Genomic DNA, 26,925 nt, shown 5'->3' with positions numbered 1-26,925 from the left:
CGCGCGGGCGGTGTCGTTGAACGAGGTATGAACGAGTCGACCGAGGAGTGCGTGGCGCTCCAGCTCCAACGGCTCTCGCTCGCCCTCCAGCTGGGCGCCGCGCGACCGGCGCTGGCGTGCTTCACGAGCGAGGCGTCCTTCTACGGCGACGACCTCGACGAGGAGGTGCATGGCGCCGCGGACCTCGGGTGCTACCTCGAGGAACTCGCGGAGGGCCCCGTGCCCACCTGGGAGCCCGTGCGGGTGCGAGCGCGCCGGCGACACGGTCTGATCTGGTTCGTGGCCGCGTGCGACGCCGTCGTGCGCTACCCCGACGGGCTGAGCGAGCGCACCCAGTTGCGGGTCTCGGGGGTGCTCGTCAAGCACAGCCGACGCTGGCTCTTCGACCTGCTCGAGGTGAGCCGTCCCTCCTCGGCCCGCGAGGAGCTGTGGATCTCGGTCGGTGCGGGTCAGCAGACCACGGCGTAGCGCTCGTCGCTGATCGGCCCGCCCCACAGCGCGGGGTCGTCGAGCCGGAACACGGTGGGCGTCAGCCCGACCTCACGTGCCGCGGCGGCCGTCTGCTCTGCGGTGAGCCCGGCCCCCGTCGTCCAGTTGCCCTCGACGAGCACCAGGCGGCCGTCGCCGCGCACCAGGCCGCGCCAGCGGCGGATCGCCTCGACCGGGTCGGGCAGCGCCCAGAGCACGTGGCGCGACATCACGACGTCGTAGTGCGCGGGAGCCAGCGGCGGGTCGTAGGCATCGCCCTCCTGGACGGTGACCAGTAGCTGCCCCGACGTCTTGGCCAACGCCAGCGCCACCATCTCGGGGGAGAAGTCGATGCCGTCGACCGCGTAGCCCTCCTCGCCGAGCAGGTGGGTGAGCGTTCCGGTGCCGCAGCCGAGGTCGGCGACCCGCGCCGGGGTGGGCGGCAGCAGCCGCGCGAGCAGATCGCGCCAGGCATGACGAACCCGAGGATCGTGCAGTCCGTGGTCGGCGGCGTCGTCGAACGTGGCCGCTTCGGCGTCCCAGAGGCGGATCATCTCGGTCAGACTCATCGAAGGTGACACTAGACAACCCCTCAGGTGTTGCGCCACCTGCCGATCCTGTGCCACATGATGCGTTGTCTCGGTCGTCTGGCCCTGCTGCCCCTGCTCGTGCTCGCGCTGGGCCTCGGCGCGGCGGCGCTCGCCTCGCCCGCGAGCGCGAGCAAGATCGAGCCCTTCGCCTCCTACCGGCCCGAGACGAAGTGCAGCCCGAAGGCCAAGCCGGGCGCCGTGTTCCTGCGTGGCTGGCTGGTCAAGCGGTACGGCGGCAGCCCGGGCCGCATCTCCGCGAAGTGCACCTCCTCGGTCTCCGAGCACCAGGAGGGTCGCGCGGTCGACTGGGGCATGGACGCTGCCAAGAAGAAGGACCGGCAGACGGTCAAGAAGTTCCTGGCCTGGGCCTTCGGGAAGGACAACCAAGGCAACCTCGCGGCCAAGGCGCGCCGGATGGGCATCATGTACATCATCTGGAACGACCGGATGTACCCCGCCTGGGACCAGTTCGAGTCCAAGCCCTACCTCTCCTCGTCGTGCACCAGCAAGAAGAAGTGCTCCAAGACGTTGCGGCACCGCGACCACGTGCACATCTCACTCACGCGCAAGGGCGGGTTCGGCAACACCAGCTGGTACGACGGCAAGCTCGACAAGGGCTGATCGTCTCGCCCCGCCGGGAGGGTGTGCCCGCACGCCGGGTCGCACCGATAGGGCTGTGGCCGTGGCCGAGGACGCGCTGGGACGACTGACCGTCGAGGAACTGCGCGAGCGCGCCCGTCGGCACGACATCCCAGGTCGCTCCACCATGACCAAGGCCGACCTGGTCGAGGCGCTGGAGCAGCAGAAGCCGGACGTCGGGTCGCGGGTCGCCGCCTTCGCCGACCTGGCCAGGCGTCGGGCCGCGGGGGAGATGGTGTTCCTGCCCCGGCAACTGGCGGGTCATCAGCGGCGTCTGCACGTGCGGCAGACCATCAGGGAGGACCACGACACCCGCATCAGCGACGACGGCAACGCCGATGCCCGGGCCAAGTTCGACAAGCTGCACGGCTCGGTCTTCTCGTTCCTGCGCGGCACATGCCTGCTCTTCTACCGCGACATGGCCGGCGAGGACGCGTGGATGCCGACGGTGCTCACCCTCGGCGACGTGCACCCGGAGAACTTCGGGGTGATGCCCAGCGCCGACGACGTGCCGATCTTCGGGGCCAACGACTTCGACGAGGCCTTCTACGCCCCGTTCACCTGGGATCTCAAGCGTGGCGCGACCGCCTTCGTCGTCGCCGCCGGCGCGGTCGGCGACAAGGGGCCGGGCAAGCAGCGGCGCATCGCCGAGTCCTTCGTGCGCGGCTATGCCCAGGCGATGGGGCACTTCGCCGGTGCGTCGGGCGAGTCGCAACGGCAGTGGCGCCAGGACAATGCACCGAAGCTCGTACGGCGCCTCATCGAGAAGGCGACGAAGGAGAGCCGCGACGCCTACCTGCTGCGCAAGTACCACAACGAGCAGCGCAGCGGCTTTCGCGCCGACGACGAGCACGTGCCCGTCACCAGCCGTCGCGCGGAGTTCCAAGAGGCGCTCGACCGGTTCGTGGAGACCAACGGCATCGACGTGCCGGCGCGGGCCGCAGGCATGAGGGTCAAGGACGTCTGCATGCGGCTGGGCCAGGGGACGGCGTCCCTCGGCCTGCCGCGCTACTACCTGATGGTCGCGGGGCCGGCCGGCGACGGCTCCGACGACCTGCTCATCGAGTTCAAGGGCGCACGACGCTCCGCGCTGGCCGGGCTGGCCCCGCCGTCGGAGTACGTCGTCGACGGCGCCGGCGAGCGCATCTCGCACGCGCAGGGCGTGCACCTGGTGCGCGGTGACCGCTTCTACGGCGCGGTCGAGATGGACGGGCAGAGCTTCATGGTGCGCGAGCGCTCGCACTACCGCGAGAGCATGGACCTCGGCGACCTCTCCGGCAAGCACTGGCGCCGCTACGCCCACCTCTGCGGCGAATCCCTCGCCCAGAGCCACGCGCTCTCCGACGAGGCCGGCCTGGTCGACCACGACATCGAGCCCGAGATCCTCCAGGCCATGGGGCCGATCGAGCTCTTCGTCACCGACATCGTCGCGTGGGCGATGGAGGCGGCCGAGCGGGTCCGGTCCGATCATCGACACTTCCGGGCCGATCACGAGCTGGGCGCGTTCACCGCCGTCGACCACGTGTTCCGGTGACCCACCCTTCGCGCGTGATCCGGTAGGTCACCTCGCCGAGCTCGGCGCCGGGGAGCGGATCCTCCCAGCGGTGCACCCTGGTCGCCTCGTGGGTCAGGCCGAGCTTCTCCATGACCGCGCGCGAGCGTGCGTTGACCGCCATCGTCTCGGCCCAGACCGAGGCCAGGCCGAGGGTGGCGAAGGCGTGCTCGAGCAGGGCGCGGGAGCCCTCGGTGGCGTAGCCGCGGCCCCACGCCGCCCGGTGCAGGCGGTAGCCGAGCTCGGCGGTCGTCGGGTCGTCGTCCAACGCCAGGCACCACCAGCCGAGGAACTCGCCGGCGAGGTCGCGACCGGCCCAGTAGCCCAGGCCGCGTGCGTCGGCGTCCGGCCGCGTGCGCACCGGCAGCCAGCGCTCGACGACCTCGTCGCGGGTGAGCGCCCGACCCCAGATGTGCCGGAGCACCTCGGGATCCGCGTCGAGTGCGACGAGGTCCTCGAGGTGCTCTCGGGTCAGCGGCTCCAGCCGGAGCCGCTGCGTGGCCAGGTGCGGCCTGCCCGCGGGTGGGGTCACTCGCCCCAGGCGGCGTCCCAGCCGTCGACGGAGTCGGCCGGGCGCGTCGACGGGCCGGCGTAGACCGCGGAGGGGCGGATCAGGCGACCGGTGGTCTTCTGCTCCAGGATGTGCGCCGACCAGCCGCCGGTGCGCGCACAGGTGAACATCGAGGTGAACATGTTCGCCGGCACCTCGGCGAAGTCGAGGACGATGGCGGCCCAGAACTCCACGTTGGTCTCGAGTACCCGGTCGGGGCGCCGCTCGCGCAGCTCCTTCAGGGCCGCCTGCTCCAGGGCCGCGGCGACCTCGTAGCGAGGGGCGTCGAGCTCCTTGGCGGTGCGGCGCAGCACGCGGGCGCGGGGATCCTCGGCGCGGTAGACGCGGTGACCGAAGCCCATGAGTCGCTCGCCGCGGTCGAGGATGCCCTGGACGTAGGCCTCGGCGTCGCCGGACTCCTCGACGTCGGCGATCATGCCGAGCACGCGCGAGGGGGCGCCGCCGTGCAGCGGGCCGCTCATCGCGCCGATGGCGCCGGAGAAGGCAGCGGCCACGTCGGCGCCGGTGGAGGTGATGACGCGCGCGGTGAAGGTGGAGGCGTTCATGCCGTGCTCGGCGGCGCTGGACCAGTAGGCGTCGATGGCGTGGGCGTGCTTGGGGTCGGCCTCGCCCTTCCAGCGGATGAGGAACTTCTCGGCCAGCGTGGTGCCCTCGTCGACCGTCTTCTGCGGGACGACGGGCTGGTTGAGGCCGCGCGCGGACTGGGCGGCGTAGGAGAGCACCATGACGGCCAGGCGCCCGATGTCCTCGCGGGCCTGCTCATCGGAGATGTCGTAGGTCTGCCCGAACCCGAAGGCCGGGGCGAGCATCGCGACCGCGGCCTGGACGTCGACGCGGACGTCGCCGGTGTGCACGGGCAGGTTGTAGGGCTCGGCGGGCTCGAGGCCCGGGGTGTACCGGCCGTCGATGAGCAGGCCCCAGACGTTCTCGAACGGCACCCGGCCGACGAGATCCTCGATGTCGACACCGCGGTAGCGCAGCGAGCCGCCGTCCTTGTCGGGCTCGGCGATCTGGGTCTCGAAGGCGATGACTCCCTCGAGTCCGTGGTGTACCTCGGGCATGCGGACTCCTTGATCACGTCGGCGACGGTGCGGTGGTCGCCGCGCCCGGTCGGGTGGGCAACCTGCGGCATTGTGCCACCGTCGCTACCGTGCGAGACATGGACTCCGACCAGCTGCGCTCCCTCCGTCATGAGTACGCCGCCCGCGGGTTGGCGGAGAGTGACCTCGCGGGCGACCCCGTCACCATGTTCGGCCGCTGGTTCGACGAGGCCGCCGAGGCCCTGGGCGAGCCCAACGCGATGGTGGTCTCGACGGTCGGCGCCGACGGCGCGCCGTCCTCGCGGATGGTGCTGCTCAAGGGCTACGACGAGCGCGGGTTCGTCTTCTACACCAACACCTCCTCGCGCAAGGGTCGCGATCTGGGGGGCGAGGGGCGGTGCGCGCTGCTGTTCCCGTGGCATGACCTCGAACGGCAGGTGCGCGTCGAGGGCGTCGCGCAGCCGCTGTCGCGCGAGGAGGTCGACGCCTACTTCGCCGTCCGGCCCCGGGAGTCGCGGCTGGGGGCGCACGCCTCGCACCAGTCGGCGGTGGTCGACGGCCGCGGCGAGCTCGAGGCGGCCTACGAGGCTGCCGAGGAGCGCTTCGAGGGTGTCGACGACGTTCCGGCGCCCGAGGAGTGGGGCGGCTACCGCGTCGAGCCCGAGGTTGTGGAGTTCTGGCAGGGCCGCCGCGGGCGCATGCACGACCGGCTCGTGTACCGCGGCACCGCCGAGGGGTGGGACGTCGTCCGGCTGGCGCCGTGAGGACAGCGCGGCCGGATCGTCCGGGCGACGTCGGGGCTCCGGGCGGGACGGCGACCGGCTGGCGCCGTGAGGACAGCGCGGCCGGATCGTCCGGGCGACGTCGCGGAGCCGGGGGTGGGACGGCGCGACCGGCTGGCGCCGTGAGGACAGCGCGGCCGGATCGTCCGGGCGACGTCGCGGAGCCGGGGGTGGGACGGCGATCCTTCCGCTGGGACGGTGAGATTCCGCCGTCCCAGGGGCGAATTCACCGGCCGGCCGGTGAATTCGCGGCCCACCTTGTGAGTGAGCGCTCACTCACTTAGCCTGGCTCGGATGCCTCCCCGCGCCCGACCCCTCTCGCCCGACGATCGCCTCGACCAGCTCGTCGACGTGACCCTGCTGCTGCTGCGCGAGCACGGCCGCGCCGTGACCACGAAGCAGATCGCCGAGGCGGCGGGGGTGGCGGAGGGGACGATCTTCCGGGTCGTCGACACCAAGGAGGAGCTGGTCGACCGAGCCATCTCGCGGGCCTTCACCCCGGGGGCGGTGGTCGAGCGGCTCGAGGAGATCGATCCCACGAAGCCGCTGCGCCAGCGGCTGGTGCTGATGACCAGCATCCTCCAGCAGCGCTACCGCGCGACCTTCGACCTGATGCGCAAGGTCGGGCTGGTCAAGCCGCCGGTGCACGACAGTCCGGAGGCCGAGCTGTGGCGGGCGCGGCTGGCCGAGCTGATGGTGCGGGTGGTCGGCCGCGACGCCGAACGACTGACGGTCCCACCGCAGGAGTTCTGCCACCGGCTGCGCCTGCTCGCGTTCGCGGGCGCGCACCCGCACATCTCCGACGGCCACTACCTCGAGGCCGAAGCCGTGGTCGACACCGTCCTGGGCGGCCTGCTCGCGCCGTTCGCCCGCTCCGAGACCGTTGCGATCACCCAGGACGCCGCATGCTCGTGACCCTGCTCCGCACCCGCCTGGTGCCCTACCGGTCGTGGCTGGCCCGCGTGCTGGTGCTCCAAGTGCTCGGCGTGCTCGCCATGCTCTACCTACCCAGCCTCAACGCACGGATCATCGACGAGGGCATCGTCGCCGGAGACACCGCAGCGGTGTGGCGGCTGGGTGGGCTGATGTTGCTCGTCTCCGTCGTGCAGGTCTGCGCCAGCTACGGCGGCGCCTGGTACGGCTCCCGCACGGCGATGGCGTTCGGTCGCGACCTGCGCCGTGACCTGGTGCACCGGGTCAGCTCGTTCTCGATGCGCGAGGTGCAGACCTTCGGCGCGCCCAGCCTCATCACGCGCACCACCAACGACGTGCAGCAGGTACAGATGATGGTCGTGATGGCGTGTGTCATCGCCATCATGAGCCCGATCATGATGGTCGGCGGTGTCGTGATGGCACTGCGCGAGAACCTCGGCCTGGGCTGGATCCTCGCCGTCGTGGTGCCGACGCTGATCGTCTGCGTCGGCTTCGTGATCTCGCGCATGGTGCCGAGCTTCCGGCTCATGCAGGTGCGCATCGACGAGGTCAACCGGGTGCTGCGCGAGCAGATCACGGGCATCCGCGTGGTGCGCGCCTTCGTGCGCGAGCGGCACGAGACGCAGCGGTTCGCGGTGGCCAATGCCGGACTCACCGACGTCGCCACCCGCGCAGGCCGCTGGATGGCGACGATGTTCCCGCTGGCGATGCTCATCGTGAACGTCGGCAGCGTCGGAGTCATCTGGTTCGGTGGCCACCGCGTCGATGCCGGTGAGATGCAGATCGGCGCGCTCACGGCGTTCCTCGCGTACCTGATGCAGATCCTGATGTCGATCATGATGGGCACCTTCATGCTCATGCAGGTGCCGCGGGCCGCCGTGTGCGCCGACCGCATCGGCGAGGTGCTCGGCACCACCACGAGCGTGCTGCCGCCGCCGCAACCGCAGCCGTTGGACGCCGAGCGCCGCGGCCACGTCGACCTCGAGACGGTCAGCTTCGCCTACCCCGGCGCCGACGAGCCGGTGCTGCGCGAGGTCTCGCTCTCGGCCCGCCCGGGCCAGACCGTCGCGATCATCGGGTCGACGGGCTCGGGCAAGACGACCCTGCTCAACCTGGTATCCCGCCTCTTCGACGCGACCTCCGGCTCGGTGCGGGTCGCCGGGGTCGACGTCCGCGACCTCGACCCCGAGGATCTCTGGTCGCAGCTCGGACTCGTGCCGCAGCAGGCCTACCTCTTCTCCGGCACCGTGCGCTCCAACCTGCTGCACGGACGGCCCGGCGCGACCGACGACGAGTTGTGGTCGGCCCTCGAGGTGGCGCAGGCTCGCGACTTCGTCGCGGCCATGCCCGACGGCCTGGACGCCCCGATCTCCCAGGGCGGCACGAACGTGTCCGGCGGCCAGCGGCAACGCCTGGCGATCGCGCGCGCCGTGGTGCGGCGTCCGGCCGTCTACCTCTTCGACGACGCGTTCTCGGCGCTCGACCTCGCCACCGATGCCCGGCTGCGCGCCGCCCTCGCCCCGGTCACCGTCGACGCCTCGGTGATCGTCGTCGCCCAGCGAGTCGCCTCGATCAAGGCCGCCGACCAGATCGTGGTGCTCGACGACGGCGTCGTCGTGGGGAGGGGCACGCACGCCGAGCTCGTCGCGTCGTGCGAGACCTACCAGGAGATCGTCTCCTCGCAGCTCACCTCCGAGGAGGCCGCGGTATGAGCGACACGTCCCGGGGTGTGTCGATGAAGAAGACCGAGCGCATCGAGGCGCCCCAAGGCGGCCCCGGGCGCGGTCCCATGGGTGGTGGCCAGGTCGGCCAGAAGGCACTGGACTTCGGTCCGTCGGCCAGGCGGCTGCTGGGCATGCTGCGCCCGGAACGGGCGTGGACTGCGCTGGTGCTGTTGTTGATCCTCGGCTCGGTCGGGCTGATGGTGCTGGGGCCGCGGATGCTCGGCCACGCGACCGACCTGGTCTTCCGCGGGCTCATCGGCTCTCGGATCCCGGCCGGCACGCCGCAGTCCGCGCTGCCGGACTCCGTGCGCGGGCAGGGCGTGGTGCCCGGCGAGGGGGTCGACTTCGGTGCCGTCGCGCGCACCCTGCTGCTGGTGCTGGCCATCTACGTGGCGGCCTCCGTGCTCTCGTGGCTCGGTGGCTTCGTCCTCAACGGCGTCGTGCAGCGCACCATCGGCCGGATGCGTGGCGAGGTCGAGGACAAGATCCACCGGCTGCCGCTCAGCTACGTCGACCGCTCGCCCCGCGGAGAGCTGCTGAGCCGCGTGACCAACGACATCGACAACGTCAGCCAGACTCTCCAGCAGACGATGAGCCAGTTGGTGCAGGCGATCTTGATGGTGCTGGGCGTGCTCGCCATGATGCTCCTGATCAGCCCGCTGCTGGCGCTCGTGGCGCTGGTCAGCGTGCCGGTCTCGCTGGTCGCCAGCCGGGCGATCATGCAGCGCTCGCAGAGCCAGTTCGTCGCGCAGTGGCGCACGACCGGCAAGCTCAACGCGCACATCGAGGAGGCGTTCTCGGGCCATGCGCTGGTCAAGACGCTGGGGCGCAGCGACGAGGTCGAGCGCACCTTCGCCGAGCAGAACGAGGCGCTGTTCGAGGCGTCGTTCAAGGCGCAGTTCGTCAGCGGCCTGGTCATGCCGACGATGATGTTCGTCTCCAACCTCACCTATGTGCTGGTCGCCGTCGTCGGCGCGCTGCGCGTCAGCAGCGGCGCCATCACGCTCGGCGAGGTGCAGGCGTTCGTGCAGTACACGCGGCAGTTCAACCAGCCGATCACCACGATCGCCTCGATGGCCAACCTGCTGCAGTCGGGCGTCGCGTCGGCCGAGCGGGTCTTCGAGCTGCTCGACGCCCCCGAGGAGTCGCTCGACCACACTGGCGAGCCCGAGCCCGGTCGGGCCAGCGGCGAGGTGTCGATGGAGCACGTGGCGTTCAGCTACGACCCGGCGACCCCGCTCATCACCGACCTGTCGCTGGTGGCCCGCCCCGGCCACACGGTCGCCATCGTCGGCCCGACCGGCGCCGGCAAGACCACGCTGGTCAACCTCGTCATGCGCTTCTACGACGTCGACGCCGGCACCATCTCCCTCGACGGCGTGGACACCCGCACCCGCACCCGCCAGGCGCTGCGTGCCCAGGTGGGCATGGTGCTCCAGGACACCTGGCTGTTCGCGGGCACCATCCGCGAGAACATCGCCTACGGCCGTCCCGACGCGACGGACGCCGAGGTGCTGGCCGCCGCCGAGGCCACGTTCGTCGACCGGTTCGTGCACTCGCTGCCCGACGGCTACGACACGCTGCTGGAGGAGAACGGCGCCAACCTCTCGGCGGGCGAGCGGCAGCTGGTGACCATCGCTCGCGCGTTCTTGATGGACCCAGCGCTGCTGATCCTCGACGAGGCCACCTCGAGCGTCGACACCCGCACCGAGCTGCTGGTGCAGCAGGCGATGGCCGCCCTGCGCAGCGACCGCACGTCGTTCGTCATCGCCCACCGGCTCTCCACCATCCGTGATGCCGACACGATCCTGGTGATGGAGGACGGCGCGATCGTCGAGCAGGGCACCCACGACGACCTGGTCGCCGCCGACGGCGCCTACGCCCGGCTGTACCGCTCGCAGTTCGCGGCCGCCGTGGCCTGAGGTTCTGGCCGCACGGCACGTGTCTGCTCGGCGATGGGCAGATGCCTGCTCGTCGAGAGACGTCGGGCGAGGGTCGAGCTCCCGCTTCTACTCACTCTTGTGTCGCCGGGGTGGCTCCATGCAGTTCATGCTCAGGCAGCGATGGATCCCGCCAAGACTGGCGAGGGCGTGGTGTTGACATTCGGCGTAGGGGGGACTCTGGAGAAAGTAAAGTCAGTGATGTCAGCTATTTCGCGATGCAGGCATCAATCATCTGTGTGACACGATCGGCGCATTCTCTCGGGTTCTATCGCATCGATATCCCGCGTCTGGGGCTGTCGTGTGGCAGAAGGGAATCTTCGTGAAGAAGACGCATGCGATCGTTGTGGCGGCAATTGCCGGACCGGTCATCTCACTTTCAGGCGCAGCGTTCGCGTCGCAGAACATCGCCTGGACCTGGAATTCGGGCGATCATGACGCGAAAGCGAACTTCGTGGCCTACGGCGAGGTGTACCACGGCGTCGGGTTTCAGCCGGACGTCTACGTGGACTGGAGCGGCCCGGGAGCATCCGGGCGTTGGAATCTGGGGCAGTCTGGCAAGACGCAATCCTTGAACTTCGACTGGCCAGAGGGCAAGACCGTCACACTCAAGGTCTGTCAGCAACATAACGCCTTCCCAGATGACTGCAGTGCCAAGAAGACGGGTGTCTCTTAGGAGCGACATGGTCGAACCGATGGTCCATCGTGACGTGGCTGACGATTCGTGCGTGCTCGATGTCCGCCACCTCTCGGTATCTCGCGGCGGCGTCGGCGTGCTCGACGACATCGAGCTCTCCGTCGCTACTGCCGAGTCCGTCGCCATCGGCGGGGCCAGCGGATCCGGAAAATCGACCTTGCTTGCAGCCATCGCCGGCCTGGTGAAGCCCGAGCGTGGCGAAGTCTGGATCGCTGGTGAACGACAAACGCACGCACGTCGTCGATGGACGCGCACTCGCCTGCATAGGATCGGAATCGTCTTCCAGGCTGACGAGTTCCTGCCGGAGCTCACACTGTTGGAGAACATCTGTCTTCCGTCCATGCTCAGGTCCGGTCGGCGCCGGATAGCCGAGCACGCCGATGCCGCCGAGATCCTGGCTGAGAGGCTGGGCATCGCGGAACTCCTGGACAGGCGAGTCTTCGAGGTCTCGATGGGCCAGTTGCAGCGCGCGGCCATCGTGCGGGCCGTGCTGGGCAGCCCTCCGCTCATCCTGGCCGACGAGCCGACCTCGGCCCTCGATGAGCATTCGGCACGAGAGGCGCTGCGCCTGCTGGTGGGGGTTGCCGGCGACGCGGGGTCGGCGCTGTGCATCGTGACCCACGACCCGGCGATCGCAATGCTGTGCGATCGCCGCGTCGACCTCAGCGCGGGAAGCGTGGCTGGGCACCCCTCTGCAGCAGCCGGGCACCGCCTTGGATGACGCGAGAAGCCTCGCCTGGCTGGCACGCCGGTTCGTCCAGCGAGGTGCAGGTGCCTGGCTCTCGCTGCTGCTGGCCGTCGGCATGGCGGTGATCGTGTTGGTGGGGCTGGGCTCGGCCTCGGCGATCCAAGCCATTGGCCGGCAGCATCAACGGTCCACTGATCTCTCGGCCGTACTGGTGCCTGACGGCGGTTCGGCAGAGTCGATCGGACTGCGGATGATCGACCCGGCGGCCCTGACCCAACGGCGATGGAACGGCCGGACGATCGATCGTGAGTTCTTCGCGGCGGGCGATGACGCGAGTGCGGATGAGGTCGCGATCCCCGGGGTGCCACGGGTACCCCAGGCCGGTGATTTCTACGCCTCGCCCGATCTTGTCCGCCTCGTCGAACGTGACCCGGTCGTCGCCGCCTTGTTCGGCGCTGAGCATCTGGTGGGCACCATCGACGATGTCGGTCTCCGACAGCCGCATGAGTTGCGCGCCGTGATCGGGGTGTCTGCCCGGCGCGGTCTCCTGGTTCCGGTGGAGGGCTTCGGCGGCGACAGCGGTCAGGCCGGCCCCGCCAGTGAGCCAGCCGAGGCGGTTGCCAGCCAACGAGTACTCGATTTGAGCGTCGCAGGCTACGTGGTCGTGCTCGTGTGGCTGCCGCTCGGCTTCTTCCTTGTCGTCGTGTCGCGGTTGGCCTCTGCGCGTCGTCGTCAGCGCGTTGCAGCGCTTCGCCTCATCGGGGTGGATGCTCGTCGCGTCTGGGCACTGCAGTTCCTGGAGGCCTCGGCGGTGTGCATTCCCGCCGGCATCGTCGCGGCAGGGCTGTACACCTGGACAACCTCATGGGCGACGCGACTTCCAGGTACCGACGTGGGGTTCTTCGCCTCCGACGTGCAACTCTCGTTCGCGACCCGCCTGGTCATCTGTCTGGGTCTCATCGGGACCACCTGCGGGTGCGTGGCGGCTGACGCACGGGAGCGAAGGCCCGCGCGACGAGCCGCCACTGCAGACGCCAGCATCTCCCGCACTGGTGTGGGTGCGCTGGTGCTGGGCCTGCTTCTGCTGGCCCTACCGTCGCTCACAGACCTGCGCAACGGACTGACGCCCTTGGCCCTCTGGGGTGGCCTCGTCGCCGCGGCAGCGGGATTAGCCGTAGCCGGTCCGCAGCTGGTGACTCGAGTGCTGGGACGGCGGCTCGGGTCCGCAGGCCCCACCCAGCTGGTCGGACGGCGGCTCGCGTCCGACCGCGTCGCGCTCACGCTGCGACTCGCCGGTGTGATGAGCGTGATCATCGTGTTGCTGATAGGGAGCGTCGCGTTCACGGCGCTGCTCGACGGCGGTACCGCCCAAGCCTGGGAGGCGAGAGCGCGAGCCCAGCAGCAGGTTCCGATCGTCGCGACGGATCTCTCGGGAGCTCTCACGCTCAGCCGGGTGCGGTCGGTGCCAGCACTCGACAAAGCGATCGAAGTCCGGTCGGTCACGACCGGCAGCGTGCCCCTGGGAGTTGTCTTCGCGACGTGCGATGAACTCGCCGGCCTCGTGGGTGCAGCGAGCCCGGGAAACTGTGAGTCCGACCCTGGTCCGCGTTGGCTGGGCCGCCTGCCAACTCAGGCCAGGCTGCGATCGCTCGGCTCGACGATCGATATTGCCGGCGCCGGCCGTGTCCGACTGCCTGGCAGGGTCGGTATCGCCTGGATCGAGGGGTTGCCGCGCCAACTGAGAGGCGCGCTGGTGTTGCCGCCCAGCCGTGCGCCTTCGACCCCGCAAGGCGATGGCGCCACGTTCTTGACACTCTCGCCCGCTTCGTCGGCACGCGTCACATTGGCCACGTTCTCGTCTTTGGAGCCCACCATCCAGTTCGACCTTGGAGCCTTGGATCGTCATAACCCCGACACTCAGCAGTATCCGACGCAGGTCGAGTGGCTGCGGCTGGCTGCGGCACTCAGTCTGCTCATCGGCTTGCTGGCGATGCTGGTGGTGGCCATGGCGGATGCTCAAGAGAGGGGTCCGCGTGTGCGGGTTCTGCGCGTGCTCGGCGCTTCGCGGCGCCAGCTGTTTGCCGTCCATCTGTGGGCTGTCTGGGCTCCGGCGACCCTGGCGGGCTTCATGGCCATCGCAACAGGCTGGCTGGTGGTGCTCGCCATGCACCACATCGACGATCGGGCTGGAGTGAGCGGCTCGCTCTACGGAGCCCTGGCCGCGGCGGTGGTCCTGAGCACCCTTGGTGTGGCGCTCTGGTCATGGCCAACGGTGCTGCGAAGCACCGAGCGCGCTGGTGCGGTGGACTCATGACAGATCGGAACTGATGACCCGCACCGAGCTGCTGGTTCGTCATCGCCCACCGGCTCTCCACCATCCGTGATGCCGACACGATCCTGGTGATGGAGGACGGCGCGATCGTCGAGCAGGGCACCCACGACGACCTGGTCGCCGCCGACGGCGCCTACGCCCGGCTGTACCGCTCGCAGTTCGCGGCCGCCGTGGCCTGAGCGCGCTCGGGGCCGGCTGCAGCGGTCGGGTCACACGATCGTTACGCGGCATCAAGACGGGTGAAACCCGAGAAGATGTTTCATGAGAGCAGACGAAGTTTCCTCTCGTGATCGACCTTCTGGACTGGAGCGCCCCTGATGTCTGCCGACGCCGCACCCGCCACCACCACCGCCCCCGCCGCGTTCCGGGTCACACCCGAGGCCTGGAAGAGGTTGCCGCGCATGGAGGAGTACCCGGCCTCCGACGGCTACATCGCCGATGTCTACGAGAACCCCGAGGGCTCGCGCATGTGCAGCGGGTTCTTCGAGCTCAAGCACACCGACGAGCCCCTGGTCTACGACTACGAGTACGACGAGATGAAGGTCGTGCTCGAGGGCGAGTTCCTGCTCACGAACATCGACACCGGTCAGGCGATGGTGGCCAAGGCCAAGGACGCCATCTTCTTCCCGAAGGGCTCGCGCATCGCGTTCTCGACGCCGTCGTACGCGTTGGCGTTCTACGCCGGCGACCGCGACGCCACCCTGCTCTGATCGGGGCCGAGTCGTGTCCGAGCCCATCGGAGGGTCGGTACTCGGGCTGCCGGTCTGGCCGGCCCAGCCCGAGTCCGTCGACCCCAGCGGCACCAGCCACCTCGTGATCGCCCTGGGGGACCATCCGCGCACGGCCTCGGTGGCCGGGGCGTGGGTCGCCGAGGCCGAGGCGCTCGCGCCGAGCCGTGTCGTCTCCCACCCGGACGACGTGGGCCCGGCGCTGGCAGCCTCCCGCACGGGCGTGCGGGTGCTCGTCGTGGGCGGCACCTACGACGTCCTCACCGTCCTCGCCACCGCGCGGGCCCACGGCCTGGGGCCGACCGAGTTGCGCAGCTTCGTCGTCGACGTGGACGAACCGCTGGTCGACCTGCCCGTCTACTGCGCGCACTGCCGGGCGACGCACCGGCTGCACACGGCTCCCGGCGAGGAGGTCGACTGCCCCGGCTGCGGGCGGCGACTCGAGGTGCACCCGCACCACTCCGCTGTGCGGGGCAGCTTCTTGGCCTCCGACGCCCGGGCGCGAGACGTCGCATGACGCACCGGCACCCCGGCTACCGGACCGGCACCCGGATCGTGCGGGTCGCCGACGTGCGCGACCTCACCGACTCCGTGCGGCACCTGCGGCTGGTCGCCGACGACGGTCTGCCGCTGGCCGGGCACGAGCCCGGTTCGCACCTCGTCCTCACCACCCGCGGGCACGACGGCGAGGTCAAGCACAACGCCTACTCGCTCACCGGCGACGGGGTGCTCCCCGGCAGCTACGCGATCTCGGTGCTCCACAAGCGTCCCGAGCAGGGCGGCACGGGCGGCTCGTCGTGGATGCACGCCCTGGGCCCGGGCGACCTGGTGGAGGTGAGCGGTCCACGCTCGGCCTTCGCGCCGCGGCACGACCAGCGGCACGCGCTGCTCGTCGCCGGCGGCATCGGCGTCACCCCGGTGCTCAGCCACCTGCGCGCCATCGTGCGCTGGGGTGGCACGGCCGAGGTGCTGTACTCCTACCGTCCCGGCCACGCCGCGCACCTCGACGACCTGCGTGAGCTGGCGACCACGCCCGGCATCACCCTGCACGAGGCGACCACGGTCGAGGGCACCACGAGGCTGCTGGCCGACCGCTTCGCCGACCAGCCGCTCGGATCCCATGCCTACGCGTGCGGTCCGCCAGCCATGCTCGACGCCTACCTCGAGGCCGGCCGTGCCGCGGGCTGGCCCGAGGAGCGGCTGCACCTCGAGCGCTTCGCGGCTCCCGAGCTCGACCCCGGCTCGCCGTTCACCGTGCGGCTCGCCGACGACCGCGCTCTCGACGTCCCGGCCGGCACCAGCCTGCTGGCTGCTCTGCTCGACGCCGGAGTCGACGTACCCAACCTGTGCCGCCAGGGGGTGTGCGGCGAGTGCGTCGTGCCGCTGCGCGGCGGCGAGGTCGAGCACCGCGACCTCGTGCTCAGCGACGACGAGCGGGCGGCCGGTGACCGACTGGCCTCCTGCGTCTCCCGAGGCGCTCACCCCGGCGCCGTGATCGAGGTGGACCTCCCATGACCCAGCTCCAGACCGGGCCGCCCCTGAGCGGCCACACCACGCGCCTGCCCTGGCCGTTCCCCGACGACCTCGACGCCTTCCGCTACTCGGTCAACGTCGAGCCCGCGAGGGTGCCACGCCGCACGGCGGCGGGGGAGTGGGGCGCCCACATCGTCGACCTCGGCGGTGAGGAGTACGGCGCGATCATGGCCGACCGGCGTCGCATCCTCGACGCCGACCCGCACCGCACCCGGATCATGCCGGGCATGATCCCGGCCTGCTGGGATCTGCTGCTCTACTACCTGCGCGACCTCGCCCTGAGCTACCCCCACGTGATGGAGCTCGACGAACAAGGCGACGCCTTCCACTGGCGCAACCACGCCCTGGGCACCGACCAGCGCTTCGTGCTCGGCGACGCCTCGTCCCTGCCGTCCGACCCGATGACGTTCCTGGGCCGCGAGATCCCCGACGACCTGCTGCTGGTCAAAGACCGCGACGGCGACCTCTGCTTCGACGCCGGCCTGGTCACCTTCGCCGCCGCCTGGTCGGTGTCCTTCGACGTCGGCATGACCATGCGCGAGATCCACAATCCCGTGCCCCGCCTGACCCGGGAGGGCATCACGTCCCGTGCGGAGCAGTTCCTGCGGCGGCTGCCCGCCGACCAGGTCTACCGACGCGTCAACTGGACGCTCTCGGCGTCCGGCTCGCGCAAGCTCGACGTGTCGCTGGAGGAACTACCGCAGTGGGGCACCGACATCCCGCTGCTGGTGCGCGAGGCCGACTGGGGGCGGCTCCAGCTGCGCATCGAGGTCGAGCACTTCATCCGCCTGCCCATGACCGGCGCCCTCACCTTCAACATCCGTACCCACATGACCTCGCTCGAGGAGATCAAGCAGATCCCTGCCTGGCGCGACCAGCTGGCCCGGATCGTGCTCGAGCTGCCAGACGACCTCGCGACCTACAAGGGGTTCGCCGACTACCGGGAGGAAGCCATGGCCTGGCTGACCGACGCGACGGGGGAGCCGGTGTGAGCGCGCCCGCCCCGCCGCACTACACCAGCGTTCCTGCCTGGGCGCGCGAACCCGTGGTGGAGCCGGTCGACCATGCCGGCACCAGCCACAGCGTCCTCTCGGTCGGTCCGGACGGCGCCGCCGCGGCCGCGCACTGGCTCGACGCTCTCGGCTGTGCCGGAGCGAGGGTGCGGCACCACGACTGCGCCGACGCCGCGCAGGCGGTGGACGCACTCGAGACCGACCTCGCCGACGCGCTCGTGGGTCACCGGGTGCTGGTCGCCGGCTCCGCGCAGGCATGTCTCGCCGTGCGGGCGGCAGCCGTGCGCGCCGGGCTGTCGGACGCCGAACTGCGGGTGGCCGTCACCACGGTCGACGAACGATCGGTGTGGTGCGTGCACTGCCACGCCACGAACAGCGCCGCAGCCGAACTGGAGGACGTGCTGGCCTGCGCGGGCTGTGGACGGACGTTGCTGGTCTACCCGCACGTCTCGCGCCGCACGGGTGCCCACCTGGGCTTCATGGTCGACGCCGAGGGGCCGGCATGAGCGCCTCGCTGTCCCTCGTGGTGCTCGACGCCGTGGATGCCGCTCCCGGCGTCCGCTCGCTGAGCCTGGCCGATCCGAGCGGTGCGACCCTGCCGTCCTACACCCCCGGATCCCACGTCGTGGTCGAGATCCCCGCGGGAGAGGGTCGTGAGCGTCCGCTGGCCAACGCCTACTCGCTCACCGGTGAGAGCCTGCACCCCGACCGGTACTCGATCTCCGTGCTGCACGTACCCCACAGCGACGGCGGTCATGGCGGTTCGGCCTGGATGCACACGCTCGGCGTGGGCTCGCAGGTGCAGGTGCTGCCGCCTCGCAGTGCCTTCGCGCCGGTGCGACCGGCGAGCCGGCACCTGCTGCTGGGGGCCGGCATCGGCGTGACCCCCCTGGTCTCGCACCTGCGCTCGCATGCGCGGTGGGGTGCACCGGTCGAGGTGCTGCACCTCGCGCGGCCCGGCCAGGGCGCACACCTCGACGACCTGGTCGAACTCGGCGGCGATGCCGTCACGCTCGTGCACGACCGAGCCACCTGGCTCACGATCCTGCGCGGTCGGCTGCGTGCCCAACCGATGGGCACCCACCTCTACACCTGTGGGCCGGCCGGCTTCATGGACACCGTCGTGGCCGAGGCGACCGTGGCGGGCTGGCCCGCCGGCCGTGTGCACCTGGAGCACTTCGGCATCGATGCCCTCGCCCCCGGCGAGCCGTTCACGGTCGGCGTCGACGGCGACGTGCTCGACGTGCCGAGCGGGGTGAGCCTGCTCGAGGCACTCGAGGAGGCGGGTCGCGAGATCCCGAGCCTGTGTCGCCAAGGCGTGTGCGGTGAGTGCCGGCTCAAGGTCGGCTCCGCCACCGGGCTGCTGCACCGCGACCTGTACCTGACCGATGACGACAAGGCGGCCGGCGACTGTGTCATGGCCTGTGTCTCGCGGGCCCAGCCCGGCGCCGACGGCCGCTCCCACCTGGAGGTTCTGCTGTGAGCACCGTCCATGAAGCGCGAGGGGTCACCCACGATCGCTCGAGGGGTCACGCGCGCACGTCCCCCGACCTGATCGCGACCTTCCCGTTCCCGTTCCCGCAGACCACCTACCGCTACAGCACCAACGTCGAACCGGGCCGAGCCGCGGTGTCGACGCCGGCGGGCCAGTGGGGCGAAGCGGTGGTCGACATCGACTCGGAGTACCACCACGAGCTCGCCGAGCGCGCCCGCATCCTGGCCGTCGACCCGAGCCGGTACGCGGTGCTGCCGCACATGCACGTGGCCGCCTGGGACGCCGCCCTCGACCTGATGCGCGAGCTCGCCCTCACCCACCCCGACCAGTGCGATCTGACGCTGCTCGAGCGGGGTGCGCGGCCGACGTATCGCTGGCGCAACGACCTGCTCGGCATCGACCACACCTTCGTCCTGGGCGACACCGACACGTTGCCGCCCGAGCATCCCGAGCCGCTGGGCTGGATCGCCGCACAGGTGCAGGAGGACATCGTGCTGCTCGACCAGCGCGACGGCGTGCTGTACGGCGATGCCGGCGTGGTGACCTTCGCGGCCGACTGGTCGTTCGGGTTCGACGTCGGCATGACGTTCCTGGAGATCCACGGCCCGGTGCCACGGCTGCACGCCGAGGGTGTGATCACGCGCGCGCACGAGTTCCTCAAGCGGCTCGAGCCCGGCGAGGTCTACCGGCGTACCAACTGGACGCTGACCGTCGGCCGCCGCCTCGACGTCTCGACCGAGCTCTATCCCGAATGGGGGCCGGACCGGGAGTGGGTGCAGACGTTGGACGACGAGGACTTCGGCCGGCTCGTGCACCTGCGGGTCGAGGTGCAGCACCTGATCCGGCTGCCGGAGTCCGGCGCGGTCATGTTCCTCATCCGCACCTACCTGCTGCCTCTGGCCGACCTCGCGGGCGTCGAGCACTGGCGGCTGCGCACCGCCGAGGTACTCCGCGAGCTGCCCGACGACATGGCCGAGTACAAGGGCATCGCCAAGTACCGCCACCGCACGGCCGACTGGCTGCTCGCCCACTGACCGCCCGCCGACCGCCCGGACGGGGGTGGCGCAACCAGGGATTTACACCGTCGGTCCCTGAGCGCAACCCACGAAGCGTTTCACCGCAGCAGACTGTGTTTACTTCCATGACCCATGAAGGAGACGCCCGTGTCCCCCGATGAAACCCTCGCCTCCATGGAAGGGGTCATCACCGACCTCTTCTACTGGGTGTCGATCGCGCTGATGATCAGCATCCACGCCGGCTTCCTCGCCTACGAGATGGGCGCCAGCCGGTCGAAGAACGTGCTCGCCGCCGCCATGAAGAACCTGCTCACCTTCGCCGTGGTGACCGCCACCTTCTTCTTCTTCGGCTGGTGGTTCTACAACGCGTTCTTCCAGTTCCCCGTCGGCGCCATCGACGCCGCCACGGCCGCCTTGCCGTGGAGCGACGACATGGGCCCGAACCTCACGTCGGTGACCGGCATCTTCTGGGGCGCCTTCGCGCTCTTCGCAGCCACGACCGGCTCGATCCTCTCGGGCGCCGTGCTCGAGCGCATCCGCACCAGCGCCTTCCTCGTCCTCACCACCGTCTTGGGGTCGGTGGTGTGGATCATCGCCGCCGCCTGGGCCTGGCACCCCAACGGCTGGCTGCTCACCGAGTGGGGCTGGCACGACTTCGGCGCCGCCGCGTGCGTGCACCTGGTCGCCGGCGCCTTCACGCTCGGTGTGCTGATGAACCTCGGCCCCCGCATCGGTCGGTTCGTCGGGGGTCAGGCGATCACCATCCGCCCGCACAACCTGCCGCTGACGATGCTCGGCCTGATGCTGATCTTCATCGGGTTCTTCGGCTTCCTCATGGGCTGTGTGGTCTACACGAACACGGGCTACCTCTCGATCTTCGGCAACCCGACGACCCTCTCGGCCATCGCGTTCAGCACGCTCATGGGCCTGGCGGGCGGCATCATCGGCGCCTACGTCAGCTCCAAGGGCGAGCCGTTCTGGACCATCTCCGGCGGTCTGGCCGGCGTCATCTCCGTGGCTCCGGGCATGGACCTCTACCACCCGGCGCTCGCGTTCATCATCGCCGCGGTCGGCGGCATGCTCATCCCGCACTTCGGCCGGATGCTGGAGAAGTTCGAGATCGACGACGTCGTGGGCGCCGTCGCCGTGCACGGCGGGTGCGCCTTCTACGGCCTGGTCGTCTCCGGCTTCGTGCTGTGGGGCTACCCCAACGTGCCGATCGACGGGTTCGGCACCCCGCCGGAAGTCAACCCGCTGGGGCAGATCGGTGGCGCGATCGTCATCGCCGTCCTCGGCTTCGTGCCGGGCTACCTGCTCTCGCTGGGTCTGAAGAAGATGAACATGCTGCGCATCCCGGCCGAGGTGGAGCTCGCCGGTCTGGACCTCAGCGAGGTGCCGGCCACGCCGTACCCCGAGGGCATCCCGATCACGACCCTCAAGGAGCAGGACGCCGTCCTCGCCTCCGACGACTCCTTCGACCCGACTGACCAGGAGGTCACCGTATGAGTCCCATCGACAGCTGGGACGGCGCCACGGCCGTCTTCACCGGAGCCGGCGACGTGCCTCTCGACGTGCTGTTCGTGGTCGTCGCCTTCGCGATGTTCATCGGCTTTCTGGTCACGATGGTCCGTCACGAGAACCACGCCTACGAGCAGATGATCGCTCACACGGCCGTCGAGAAGGGCCCGGCCGTCGAGGGCGAGCCCTCCGCCTACTGAGCCCACGCCTCGGTCACGACGCCGCTCCCGGAGCCCGGGGAGCGGCGTCGTGCCGCGTGTCACGCCCCTACTCATCCGCCCGGGCGGCACGGATCGATCGCGCGCGCCGCTAGTTTCTCTGGGTGCCCACCGATCAGACCCGCCCCGAGCCCGAGGTCGAGGAGGCCTTCGACCGGCTCATCGACGAAGGCCGCCAACGCCTGGAGCGCCCGACTCTCGCGCTGACCGCGACCGGACTGCTCGGCGGCGTCGACGTCAGCGTCGGCATCCTGGCCTACCTCGTGGTGCGCGAGCACACCGGCGACACCCTGCTCGCGGCCCTCGCCTTCTCCGTCGGCTTCGTGGCCTTGCTCTTGGCACGCAGTGAGCTGTTCACCGAGAACTTCCTGGTGCCCGTCGTCGGCGTGGTCGGTCGTGCGGGCAGTCCGCGCGGGCTGCTGCGGCTCTGGGGGGTCACCTTCGTGATGAACCTCGTGGCCGGGGTGGCCATGATGGCGATGCTCGCCGGCGCCCGGCCGGATCTGGGACCGGTGATGCGCGAGGCGGGCCTGCACTACTACGAACTCGGGTTCGGGCACGAGAGCTTCCTGCTGGCCGTCCTCGCCGGACTCACCATCACGCTGATGACTCGCATGCAGCACGCCACCGAGAACCTCGGGGTGCAACTCGTGCCCGCTGTGCTCTTCGGAGCCGTGCTCGTGGGCGCCGAGATGTTCCACTGCGTGCTCGACGCATTGCTGATGGCGGCGGCCATGATCTCCGGGGCCGACATGGACCTCTGGCGGGTCGTCGGGCTGGTGCTCTGGGCGGCCTTCGGCAACATGGTCGGCGGTGTCGGCCTCGTGACCGGGCTGCGGCTGCTGCGCGTCTCGCGCCGGGTGCAGGAGGCACGCGCCGAGAACCGCCCCGGTCGCTGAGCCTTCGGTGCCGTAGCGCCACGGCGGGTCCGATCCGCCACTCGTCGTCTGAGATTGACGTCGCGGAAACATCGCCGACACCTGCGCCTAGTTCACTCGTCGTAGACAACGACTACTATCAGTGAACTAACGATGCGAGTGGGGCTCCCATGACCGATCTGGCCACCCTGGCCGAGAAGAGCGAGACGACGTTCATCCTCGCGTTGTTCGTCGACCTCAACGGCAAGCCCTGCGCGAAGCTGGTGCCGGTGGAGGCGGTGCACGCCCTGCAGACCGAGGGCGTGGGCTTCGCGGGCTACGCGGTGGGTTCGATCGGTCAGGAGCCGAAGGATCCCGACCTGATGGCGATCCCCGACCCCACCTCGTTCACGCCCGTGCCCTTCATCAAGGAGGGGCTGGCGATCGTGCACTGCGACCCGCACGTCGAGGGCAAGCCGTGGCCGTTCGCACCGCGGGTGATCCTGCGCTCGGTGCTGCAGCGCCTGCACGACTCCCAGGGGCTGAGCGCGAGCGTGGGCGCCGAGGTCGAGTACTTCTTGCTGCGCCGCGCCGCCGACGGCACGCTCGTGACCGCCGACCCGGGTGACAACGCCGCGCAGCCCTGCTACGACGCCCGCGGCGTCACGCGCATGTACGACCACCTCGCTGCGGTCTCGCGCGCCATGAACGAGCTCGGCTGGGGCAACTACGCCAACGACCACGAAGACGGCAACGGTCAGTTCGAGCAGAACTTCGAGCACGCCGACCCGCTCACCACCGCCGATCGCGTCATCACCCTGCGCTACCTCGTGAGCATGCTCGCCGAGGAGCGCGACATGATCGCGACCTTCATGCCCAAGCCGTTCGGCGACCGCACCGGCTCCGGGCTTCACCTGCACCTCTCGCTGTGGCGCGGCGAGGCGCCCGTCTTCCCGAGCGAGGACGACGCGCGCGGCCTGGGTCTCTCGGGCACCGCGTACGCCTTCGCGGCCGGAGTGCTCGAGCACGCCTCGGCACTCCAGGCGGTGCTCGGCCCGAGCGTGAACTCCTACAAGCGCACCGGTGCGGTGAGCACCACCTCGGGTGCCAGCTGGGCGCCACGCTTCCCGACGTACGGCGGCAACGACCGCACCCACTTCATCCGGGTGCCCGACGCGCATCGGATCGAGCTGCGCGGCGGCGACGGCTCCGCCAACCCCTACCTCGCCATCGCGGCCGCGCTCGGTGCCGGACTCGACGGTATCGAGCGTGACCTCGACCCCGGCACCGTCGGCGGCGACAACGGCGTCACCCGCGCATCGCTGCCGCGAACCCTGCTGCACGCCGTCGATGCGCTCACCGCCGACCCGGTCGTGTGCGGTGCGCTGGACGCCGCCGTGGGGGACTCGGGGCTCGAGGTGGCCAGCTACTTCGCCGGACTCAAGAGCGAGGAGTTCCTCGCCTACCACTCCCAGGTCAGCGCCTGGGAGGTCGAGCGCTACCTCACCGCCTACTGACCCGTCGATCACCAGAGGAGGAACCCATGTGCGGAATCGTCGGACTGCACCTGCGTGACCCCGGCCTGTACCCGCGGCTGGGTGAGCTGCTCACCGGCATGCTCTGCGAGATGTCCGAGCGGGGTGCCGACTCCGCCGGCGTCGCCGTCTACGGCGACCCGACGTGGACGCCGCCCGGCCGGGTCGCGGTCTCGTTCCTCACCCACCCCGACCACCAGGATCCGGCCACCGGTGGGCTCGCGTCGGTGGTGGCAGCACCGGACGCGGCGACGATCCTCGGCACGGAGCTGGGGGAGCCGGTCGCGGTGAACGCGGCGGGCCCGACCCTGGTGGCGCACGTGCCGGCCGCGACGGGCACCCAGGCGCTGCGAGACGCCGTCCGCACCTGCTGGCCGGGGGCGCTGATCGCCGGGTTCGGCGAGCACGTGGCCGTGCTCAAGGGCGTCGGCCACCCGCAGCAGCTGGCGCAGGCCTACGGGCTGCCGGGTGCGCAAGGGTGGCAGGGCGTGGGGCACACGCGCATGGCGACCGAGTCGGCCGTGACGCCGGGCGGCTGTCACCCCTACGCCGTCGGCCCCGACCAGTGCCTGGTGCACAACGGCTCCTTCAGCAACCACGCGACCATCCGTCGCGACCTGCGCGCGACGGGACACGCCTTCGACTCCGCCAACGACACCGAGGTGGGCGCCCGCTTCGTCGCCGACCGGCTGGCCGCCGGCTACGACGTCGAGACCGCGCTCAAGGAGCTCACCACCACCTTCGACGGCTTCTACACGCTGCTGGTCAGCAACGCCGACTCCTTCGCGGTGGTACGCGACGCCATCGCCTGCAAGCCCGCCGTCATCGCCGAGCACCCGCGCTGGGTCGCGATGGCCTCGGAGTACCGCGCCCTGGTCGGACTGCCCGGCATCGAGGAGGCCCGGCTCTACGAGCCCGAGCCGGAGAGGATCTACGCATGGACCCGGTGACCATCGGACTCCGTACCTTCGACCTCGCCGCGGTGCCGCTGCGCAGCGTCAACGCCCTGCTGCACGGCAGACCCGTCGACGGGCACGCGCCACTCGCGATCGACGAGGCCGTCGAGCTGGTCAACCCCCGCGGCGCCCACGCGGTCGCCGTCGGGCTCGACGCGCCCCGCTCGGTGCGCGTCGCCGGGCACGTCGGCTACTACGCCGCAGGCATGAACCAGCGCGCCGACGTGGTGATCGAGGGCAACGCGGGCGTGGGTGTCGCCGAGAACATGATGAGCGGATCGGTCACCGTGCGCGGGAACGCCTCCCAGTCGGCCGGCGCCACCGCCCACGGCGGGCTGCTCGTCGTCGAAGGGGACGCCGCCGCGCGGTGCGGCATCTCGATGAAGGGCGTCGACATCGTGGTGGGCGGCTCGATCGGTCACATGAGCGCGTTCATGGCCCAGGCCGGTCGGCTGGTGGTACGCGGCGACGCGGGCGAGGCGCTGGGCGACTCGCTCTACGAGGCGCGGCTCTACGTGCGCGGCAGCGTCGCCTCGCTGGGCGCCGACTGCGTCGCCAAGCCGATGCGAGACGAGCACCTCGAGGAACTGGCCGGCCTGCTCAAGGCGGCCGGCTACGAGGACGACGACCCGGCCGAGTACACGCGGTACGGCTCGGCTCGCACGCTCTACCACTTCCACGCCGACAACACGTACTGAGGAGGTCCGGTGTCAGATCCGATGAACGGTCCGATGAGTGGTCCGATGAGCGACCCGGCCACCGAGCGCGCGCGCCGTGGTCTGCGGCCGTCGTCGACCTTCGACGCGGCGACGATCCACGACATCCAGCGGGCCGCGCAGACCGGGCTCTACGACATCCGGGGGTTCGGGGCGAAGCGTGCGCTGCCGCACTTCGACGACCTGCTGTTCCTGGGTGCCTCGATGAGCCGCTATCCGCTCGAGGGCTACCGCGAGGCCTGCGGCACCGACGTCGTGCTCGGGGCCCGGCACGGCGCCTACCCGTTGCGCCTCGACACCCCGGTGACCATCGCGGGCATGAGCTTCGGCGCGCTCTCGGGGCGAGCCAAGGAGGCCATCGGCCGGGCGGCGTCGGAGGTCGGGACGTCGACGACCACCGGCGACGGAGGCATGACGCCCGAGGAGCGCGGCCAGTCCAAGCAGCTCGTCTACCAGTACCTGCCCAGCCGCTACGGCATGAACCCCGACCACCTGCGCCAGGCCGACGCCATCGAGATCGTGCTCGGCCAGGGCGCCAAGCCGGGCGGCGGCGGCATGCTGCTGGGCCAGAAGATCAGCGAGCGGGTCGCGAGTATGCGCACCCTGCCGCAGGGCATCGACCAGCGCAGCGCCTGCCGCCACCCCGACTGGACCGGCCCGGACGACCTCACCATCAAGATCACCGAGCTGCGCGAGATCACCGACGGCGAGAAGCCGATCTACGTCAAGGTCGGCGCCTCGCGCACCTACTACGACGTGAAGCTGGCGGTGCACGCCGGCGCCGACGTGGTGGTCGTCGACGGCATGCAGGGCGGCACCGCGGCCACGCAGGACGTGTTCATCGAGAACGTCGGCATCCCGACGCTGGCGGCCATCCCGCAGGCGGTGCGGGCGTTGCGCGAGTTGGGCGTGCACCGCCAGCCGGACGGCGTGCAGCTGATCGTCTCCGGCGGCGTGCGCACCGGGGCCGACGTCGCCAAGGCGCTGGCGCTGGGAGCCGACGCGGTCTCGATCGGCACCGCGGCGCTCATCGCCCTCGGCGACAACGACCCGCGGTGGGAGTCCGACTACGAGGCCATCGGCTCCGCGGCCGGCTGCTACGACGACTACCAGGACGGTCGTGACCCCGCCGGCATCTGCACCCAGGACGACGCCCTCGCGGCCCGGCTCGACCCCGTCGAGGGTGGTCGCCGGCTGGCGAACTACCTGCGGGTGCTCACCATGGAGGCCCAGACCATCGCCCGGGCCTGCGGCAAGGCGCACGTCACCCATCTCGAGCCCGAGGATCTGGTGGCGCTCACCGTCGAGTCCGCCGCGATGGCCGGGGTGCCGCTGGCCGGCACCTCGTGGATCCCCGGCGTCGGTGCGGTCGAGGGCTGGTGAC

The 26,925-nt window shown here is 70.6% G+C and carries 27 protein-coding genes; 24 read left to right on the top strand and 3 right to left on the bottom strand.

Annotated features, from left to right (window positions below; all coding sequences use genetic code 11):
• Positions 1-27: 27 nt before the first annotated feature.
• On the top strand, positions 28-468 hold the full coding sequence (locus tag ISG29_RS12090) for a nuclear transport factor 2 family protein (protein ID WP_194503686.1): 441 nt from the start codon (positions 28-30) through the stop codon (positions 466-468).
• Here ISG29_RS12090 and ISG29_RS12085 read toward each other — a convergent pair.
• Positions 450-1,037, bottom strand: a complete 588-nt coding sequence (locus ISG29_RS12085) for a class I SAM-dependent methyltransferase (protein WP_207793058.1) — start codon at positions 1,035-1,037, stop codon at positions 450-452. The two genes, ISG29_RS12090 and ISG29_RS12085, sit on opposite strands and share 19 nt — an antisense overlap.
• A gap of 57 nt (positions 1,038-1,094) precedes the next feature.
• On the opposite strand from ISG29_RS12085, the gene ISG29_RS12080 reads away from it, so the two are divergent.
• Together ISG29_RS12080 and ISG29_RS12075 are read left to right on the top strand one after the other, a co-directional pair.
• Positions 1,095-1,679: a hypothetical protein gene (locus tag ISG29_RS12080; protein ID WP_194503685.1), complete on the top strand. Its 585-nt coding sequence runs from the start codon at positions 1,095-1,097 to the stop codon at positions 1,677-1,679.
• Positions 1,680-1,740: 61 nt separating this feature from the next.
• Positions 1,741-3,231, top strand: coding sequence for a DUF2252 family protein (locus tag ISG29_RS12075; RefSeq protein ID WP_207793057.1), 1,491 nt, complete (start codon positions 1,741-1,743; stop codon positions 3,229-3,231).
• On the opposite strand, the gene ISG29_RS12070 is transcribed toward ISG29_RS12075, so the two are convergent.
• Both ISG29_RS12070 and ISG29_RS12065 read right to left on the bottom strand, forming a co-directional pair.
• Positions 3,203-3,781, bottom strand: coding sequence for a GNAT family N-acetyltransferase (locus ISG29_RS12070; protein ID WP_328828930.1), 579 nt, complete (start codon positions 3,779-3,781; stop codon positions 3,203-3,205). The two genes, ISG29_RS12075 and ISG29_RS12070, sit on opposite strands and share 29 nt — an antisense overlap.
• Positions 3,778-4,881, bottom strand: coding sequence for a citrate synthase 2 (locus tag ISG29_RS12065; RefSeq protein ID WP_194503684.1), 1,104 nt, complete (start codon positions 4,879-4,881; stop codon positions 3,778-3,780). The genes ISG29_RS12070 and ISG29_RS12065 overlap by 4 nt, the downstream gene beginning before the upstream one ends.
• Before the next feature lie 98 nt (positions 4,882-4,979).
• Between ISG29_RS12065 and pdxH the strand changes: the two genes are divergently transcribed.
• The 21 genes from pdxH to ISG29_RS11960 all read left to right on the top strand — a co-directional run bounded on the left by pdxH (position 4,980) and on the right by ISG29_RS11960 (position 26,924).
• Complete coding sequence (gene pdxH, locus ISG29_RS12060) at positions 4,980-5,624, top strand: pyridoxamine 5'-phosphate oxidase (RefSeq protein WP_194503683.1); 645 nt, start codon at positions 4,980-4,982, stop codon at positions 5,622-5,624.
• A gap of 312 nt (positions 5,625-5,936) precedes the next feature.
• Positions 5,937-6,557, top strand: coding sequence for a TetR/AcrR family transcriptional regulator (locus ISG29_RS12055; RefSeq protein ID WP_194503682.1), 621 nt, complete (start codon positions 5,937-5,939; stop codon positions 6,555-6,557).
• Entirely contained in the window at positions 6,548-8,287 is a 1,740-nt protein-coding gene (locus ISG29_RS12050) for an ABC transporter ATP-binding protein (RefSeq protein ID WP_194503681.1), read from the top strand. The genes ISG29_RS12055 and ISG29_RS12050 overlap by 10 nt, the downstream gene beginning before the upstream one ends.
• Positions 8,284-10,221 (top strand): ABC transporter ATP-binding protein, encoded by a 1,938-nt coding sequence (locus ISG29_RS12045; RefSeq protein ID WP_328828926.1) that lies wholly within the window; start codon positions 8,284-8,286, stop codon positions 10,219-10,221. The genes ISG29_RS12050 and ISG29_RS12045 overlap by 4 nt, the downstream gene beginning before the upstream one ends.
• A gap of 340 nt (positions 10,222-10,561) precedes the next feature.
• A complete protein-coding gene (locus ISG29_RS12040) occupies positions 10,562-10,915 on the top strand; it encodes a hypothetical protein (protein WP_194503680.1) in 354 nt (117 codons plus the stop codon).
• Between the two features lie 7 nt (positions 10,916-10,922).
• A complete protein-coding gene (locus ISG29_RS12035; protein WP_194503679.1) occupies positions 10,923-11,657 on the top strand; it encodes an ABC transporter ATP-binding protein in 735 nt (244 codons plus the stop codon).
• A complete protein-coding gene (locus ISG29_RS12030; RefSeq protein WP_194503678.1) occupies positions 11,650-13,938 on the top strand; it encodes an FtsX-like permease family protein in 2,289 nt (762 codons plus the stop codon). The genes ISG29_RS12035 and ISG29_RS12030 overlap by 8 nt, the downstream gene beginning before the upstream one ends.
• A 335-nt stretch (positions 13,939-14,273) precedes the next feature.
• On the top strand, positions 14,274-14,666 hold the full coding sequence (locus ISG29_RS12025; protein ID WP_194503677.1) for a cupin domain-containing protein: 393 nt from the start codon (positions 14,274-14,276) through the stop codon (positions 14,664-14,666).
• A gap of 13 nt (positions 14,667-14,679) precedes the next feature.
• Positions 14,680-15,201 carry a dimethylamine monooxygenase subunit DmmA family protein gene (locus tag ISG29_RS21660; RefSeq protein WP_194503676.1) on the top strand — a complete coding sequence of 174 codons (522 nt, stop codon included), beginning with the start codon at positions 14,680-14,682 and terminating at the stop codon, positions 15,199-15,201.
• Positions 15,198-16,199, top strand: coding sequence for a PDR/VanB family oxidoreductase (locus ISG29_RS12015; protein ID WP_194503675.1), 1,002 nt, complete (start codon positions 15,198-15,200; stop codon positions 16,197-16,199). Before ISG29_RS21660 ends, ISG29_RS12015 begins: the two co-directional genes overlap by 4 nt.
• Positions 16,196-17,209 (top strand): heme-dependent oxidative N-demethylase family protein, encoded by a 1,014-nt coding sequence (locus ISG29_RS12010; RefSeq protein WP_194503674.1) that lies wholly within the window; start codon positions 16,196-16,198, stop codon positions 17,207-17,209. Before ISG29_RS12015 ends, ISG29_RS12010 begins: the two co-directional genes overlap by 4 nt.
• Positions 17,206-17,736: a dimethylamine monooxygenase subunit DmmA family protein gene (locus tag ISG29_RS12005; protein WP_194503673.1), complete on the top strand. Its 531-nt coding sequence runs from the start codon at positions 17,206-17,208 to the stop codon at positions 17,734-17,736. Before ISG29_RS12010 ends, ISG29_RS12005 begins: the two co-directional genes overlap by 4 nt.
• On the top strand, positions 17,733-18,713 hold the full coding sequence (locus ISG29_RS12000; RefSeq protein ID WP_194503672.1) for a PDR/VanB family oxidoreductase: 981 nt from the start codon (positions 17,733-17,735) through the stop codon (positions 18,711-18,713). Before ISG29_RS12005 ends, ISG29_RS12000 begins: the two co-directional genes overlap by 4 nt.
• Positions 18,710-19,759 (top strand): heme-dependent oxidative N-demethylase family protein, encoded by a 1,050-nt coding sequence (locus ISG29_RS11995; RefSeq protein WP_328828919.1) that lies wholly within the window; start codon positions 18,710-18,712, stop codon positions 19,757-19,759. The genes ISG29_RS12000 and ISG29_RS11995 overlap by 4 nt, the downstream gene beginning before the upstream one ends.
• A gap of 129 nt (positions 19,760-19,888) precedes the next feature.
• Entirely contained in the window at positions 19,889-21,247 is a 1,359-nt protein-coding gene (locus tag ISG29_RS11990; RefSeq protein ID WP_207793056.1) for an ammonium transporter, read from the top strand.
• Positions 21,244-21,459 carry a hypothetical protein gene (locus ISG29_RS11985; protein ID WP_194503670.1) on the top strand — a complete coding sequence of 72 codons (216 nt, stop codon included), beginning with the start codon at positions 21,244-21,246 and terminating at the stop codon, positions 21,457-21,459. The genes ISG29_RS11990 and ISG29_RS11985 overlap by 4 nt, the downstream gene beginning before the upstream one ends.
• A 122-nt stretch (positions 21,460-21,581) precedes the next feature.
• Positions 21,582-22,376 carry a formate/nitrite transporter family protein gene (locus tag ISG29_RS11980; protein ID WP_194503669.1) on the top strand — a complete coding sequence of 265 codons (795 nt, stop codon included), beginning with the start codon at positions 21,582-21,584 and terminating at the stop codon, positions 22,374-22,376.
• Positions 22,377-22,525: 149 nt separating this feature from the next.
• Positions 22,526-23,851 (top strand): type III glutamate--ammonia ligase, encoded by a 1,326-nt coding sequence (glnT, locus tag ISG29_RS11975; RefSeq protein ID WP_194503668.1) that lies wholly within the window; start codon positions 22,526-22,528, stop codon positions 23,849-23,851.
• Between the two features lie 26 nt (positions 23,852-23,877).
• On the top strand, positions 23,878-24,819 hold the full coding sequence (locus ISG29_RS11970; protein WP_194503667.1) for a class II glutamine amidotransferase domain-containing protein: 942 nt from the start codon (positions 23,878-23,880) through the stop codon (positions 24,817-24,819).
• Positions 24,807-25,523 (top strand): protein glxC, encoded by a 717-nt coding sequence (locus tag ISG29_RS11965; protein ID WP_194503666.1) that lies wholly within the window; start codon positions 24,807-24,809, stop codon positions 25,521-25,523. Before ISG29_RS11970 ends, ISG29_RS11965 begins: the two co-directional genes overlap by 13 nt.
• 45 nt (positions 25,524-25,568) lie before the next feature.
• Complete coding sequence (locus ISG29_RS11960; RefSeq protein WP_194503665.1) at positions 25,569-26,924, top strand: FMN-binding glutamate synthase family protein; 1,356 nt, start codon at positions 25,569-25,571, stop codon at positions 26,922-26,924.
• The last annotated feature ends 1 nt before the right edge of the window (position 26,925 follow it).

This window comes from Nocardioides acrostichi, from assembly GCF_015319165.1.
Lineage (GTDB): Bacteria > Actinomycetota > Actinomycetes > Propionibacteriales > Nocardioidaceae > Nocardioides > Nocardioides acrostichi.
This window is presented reverse-complemented; position numbering and strand designations above follow the sequence as displayed.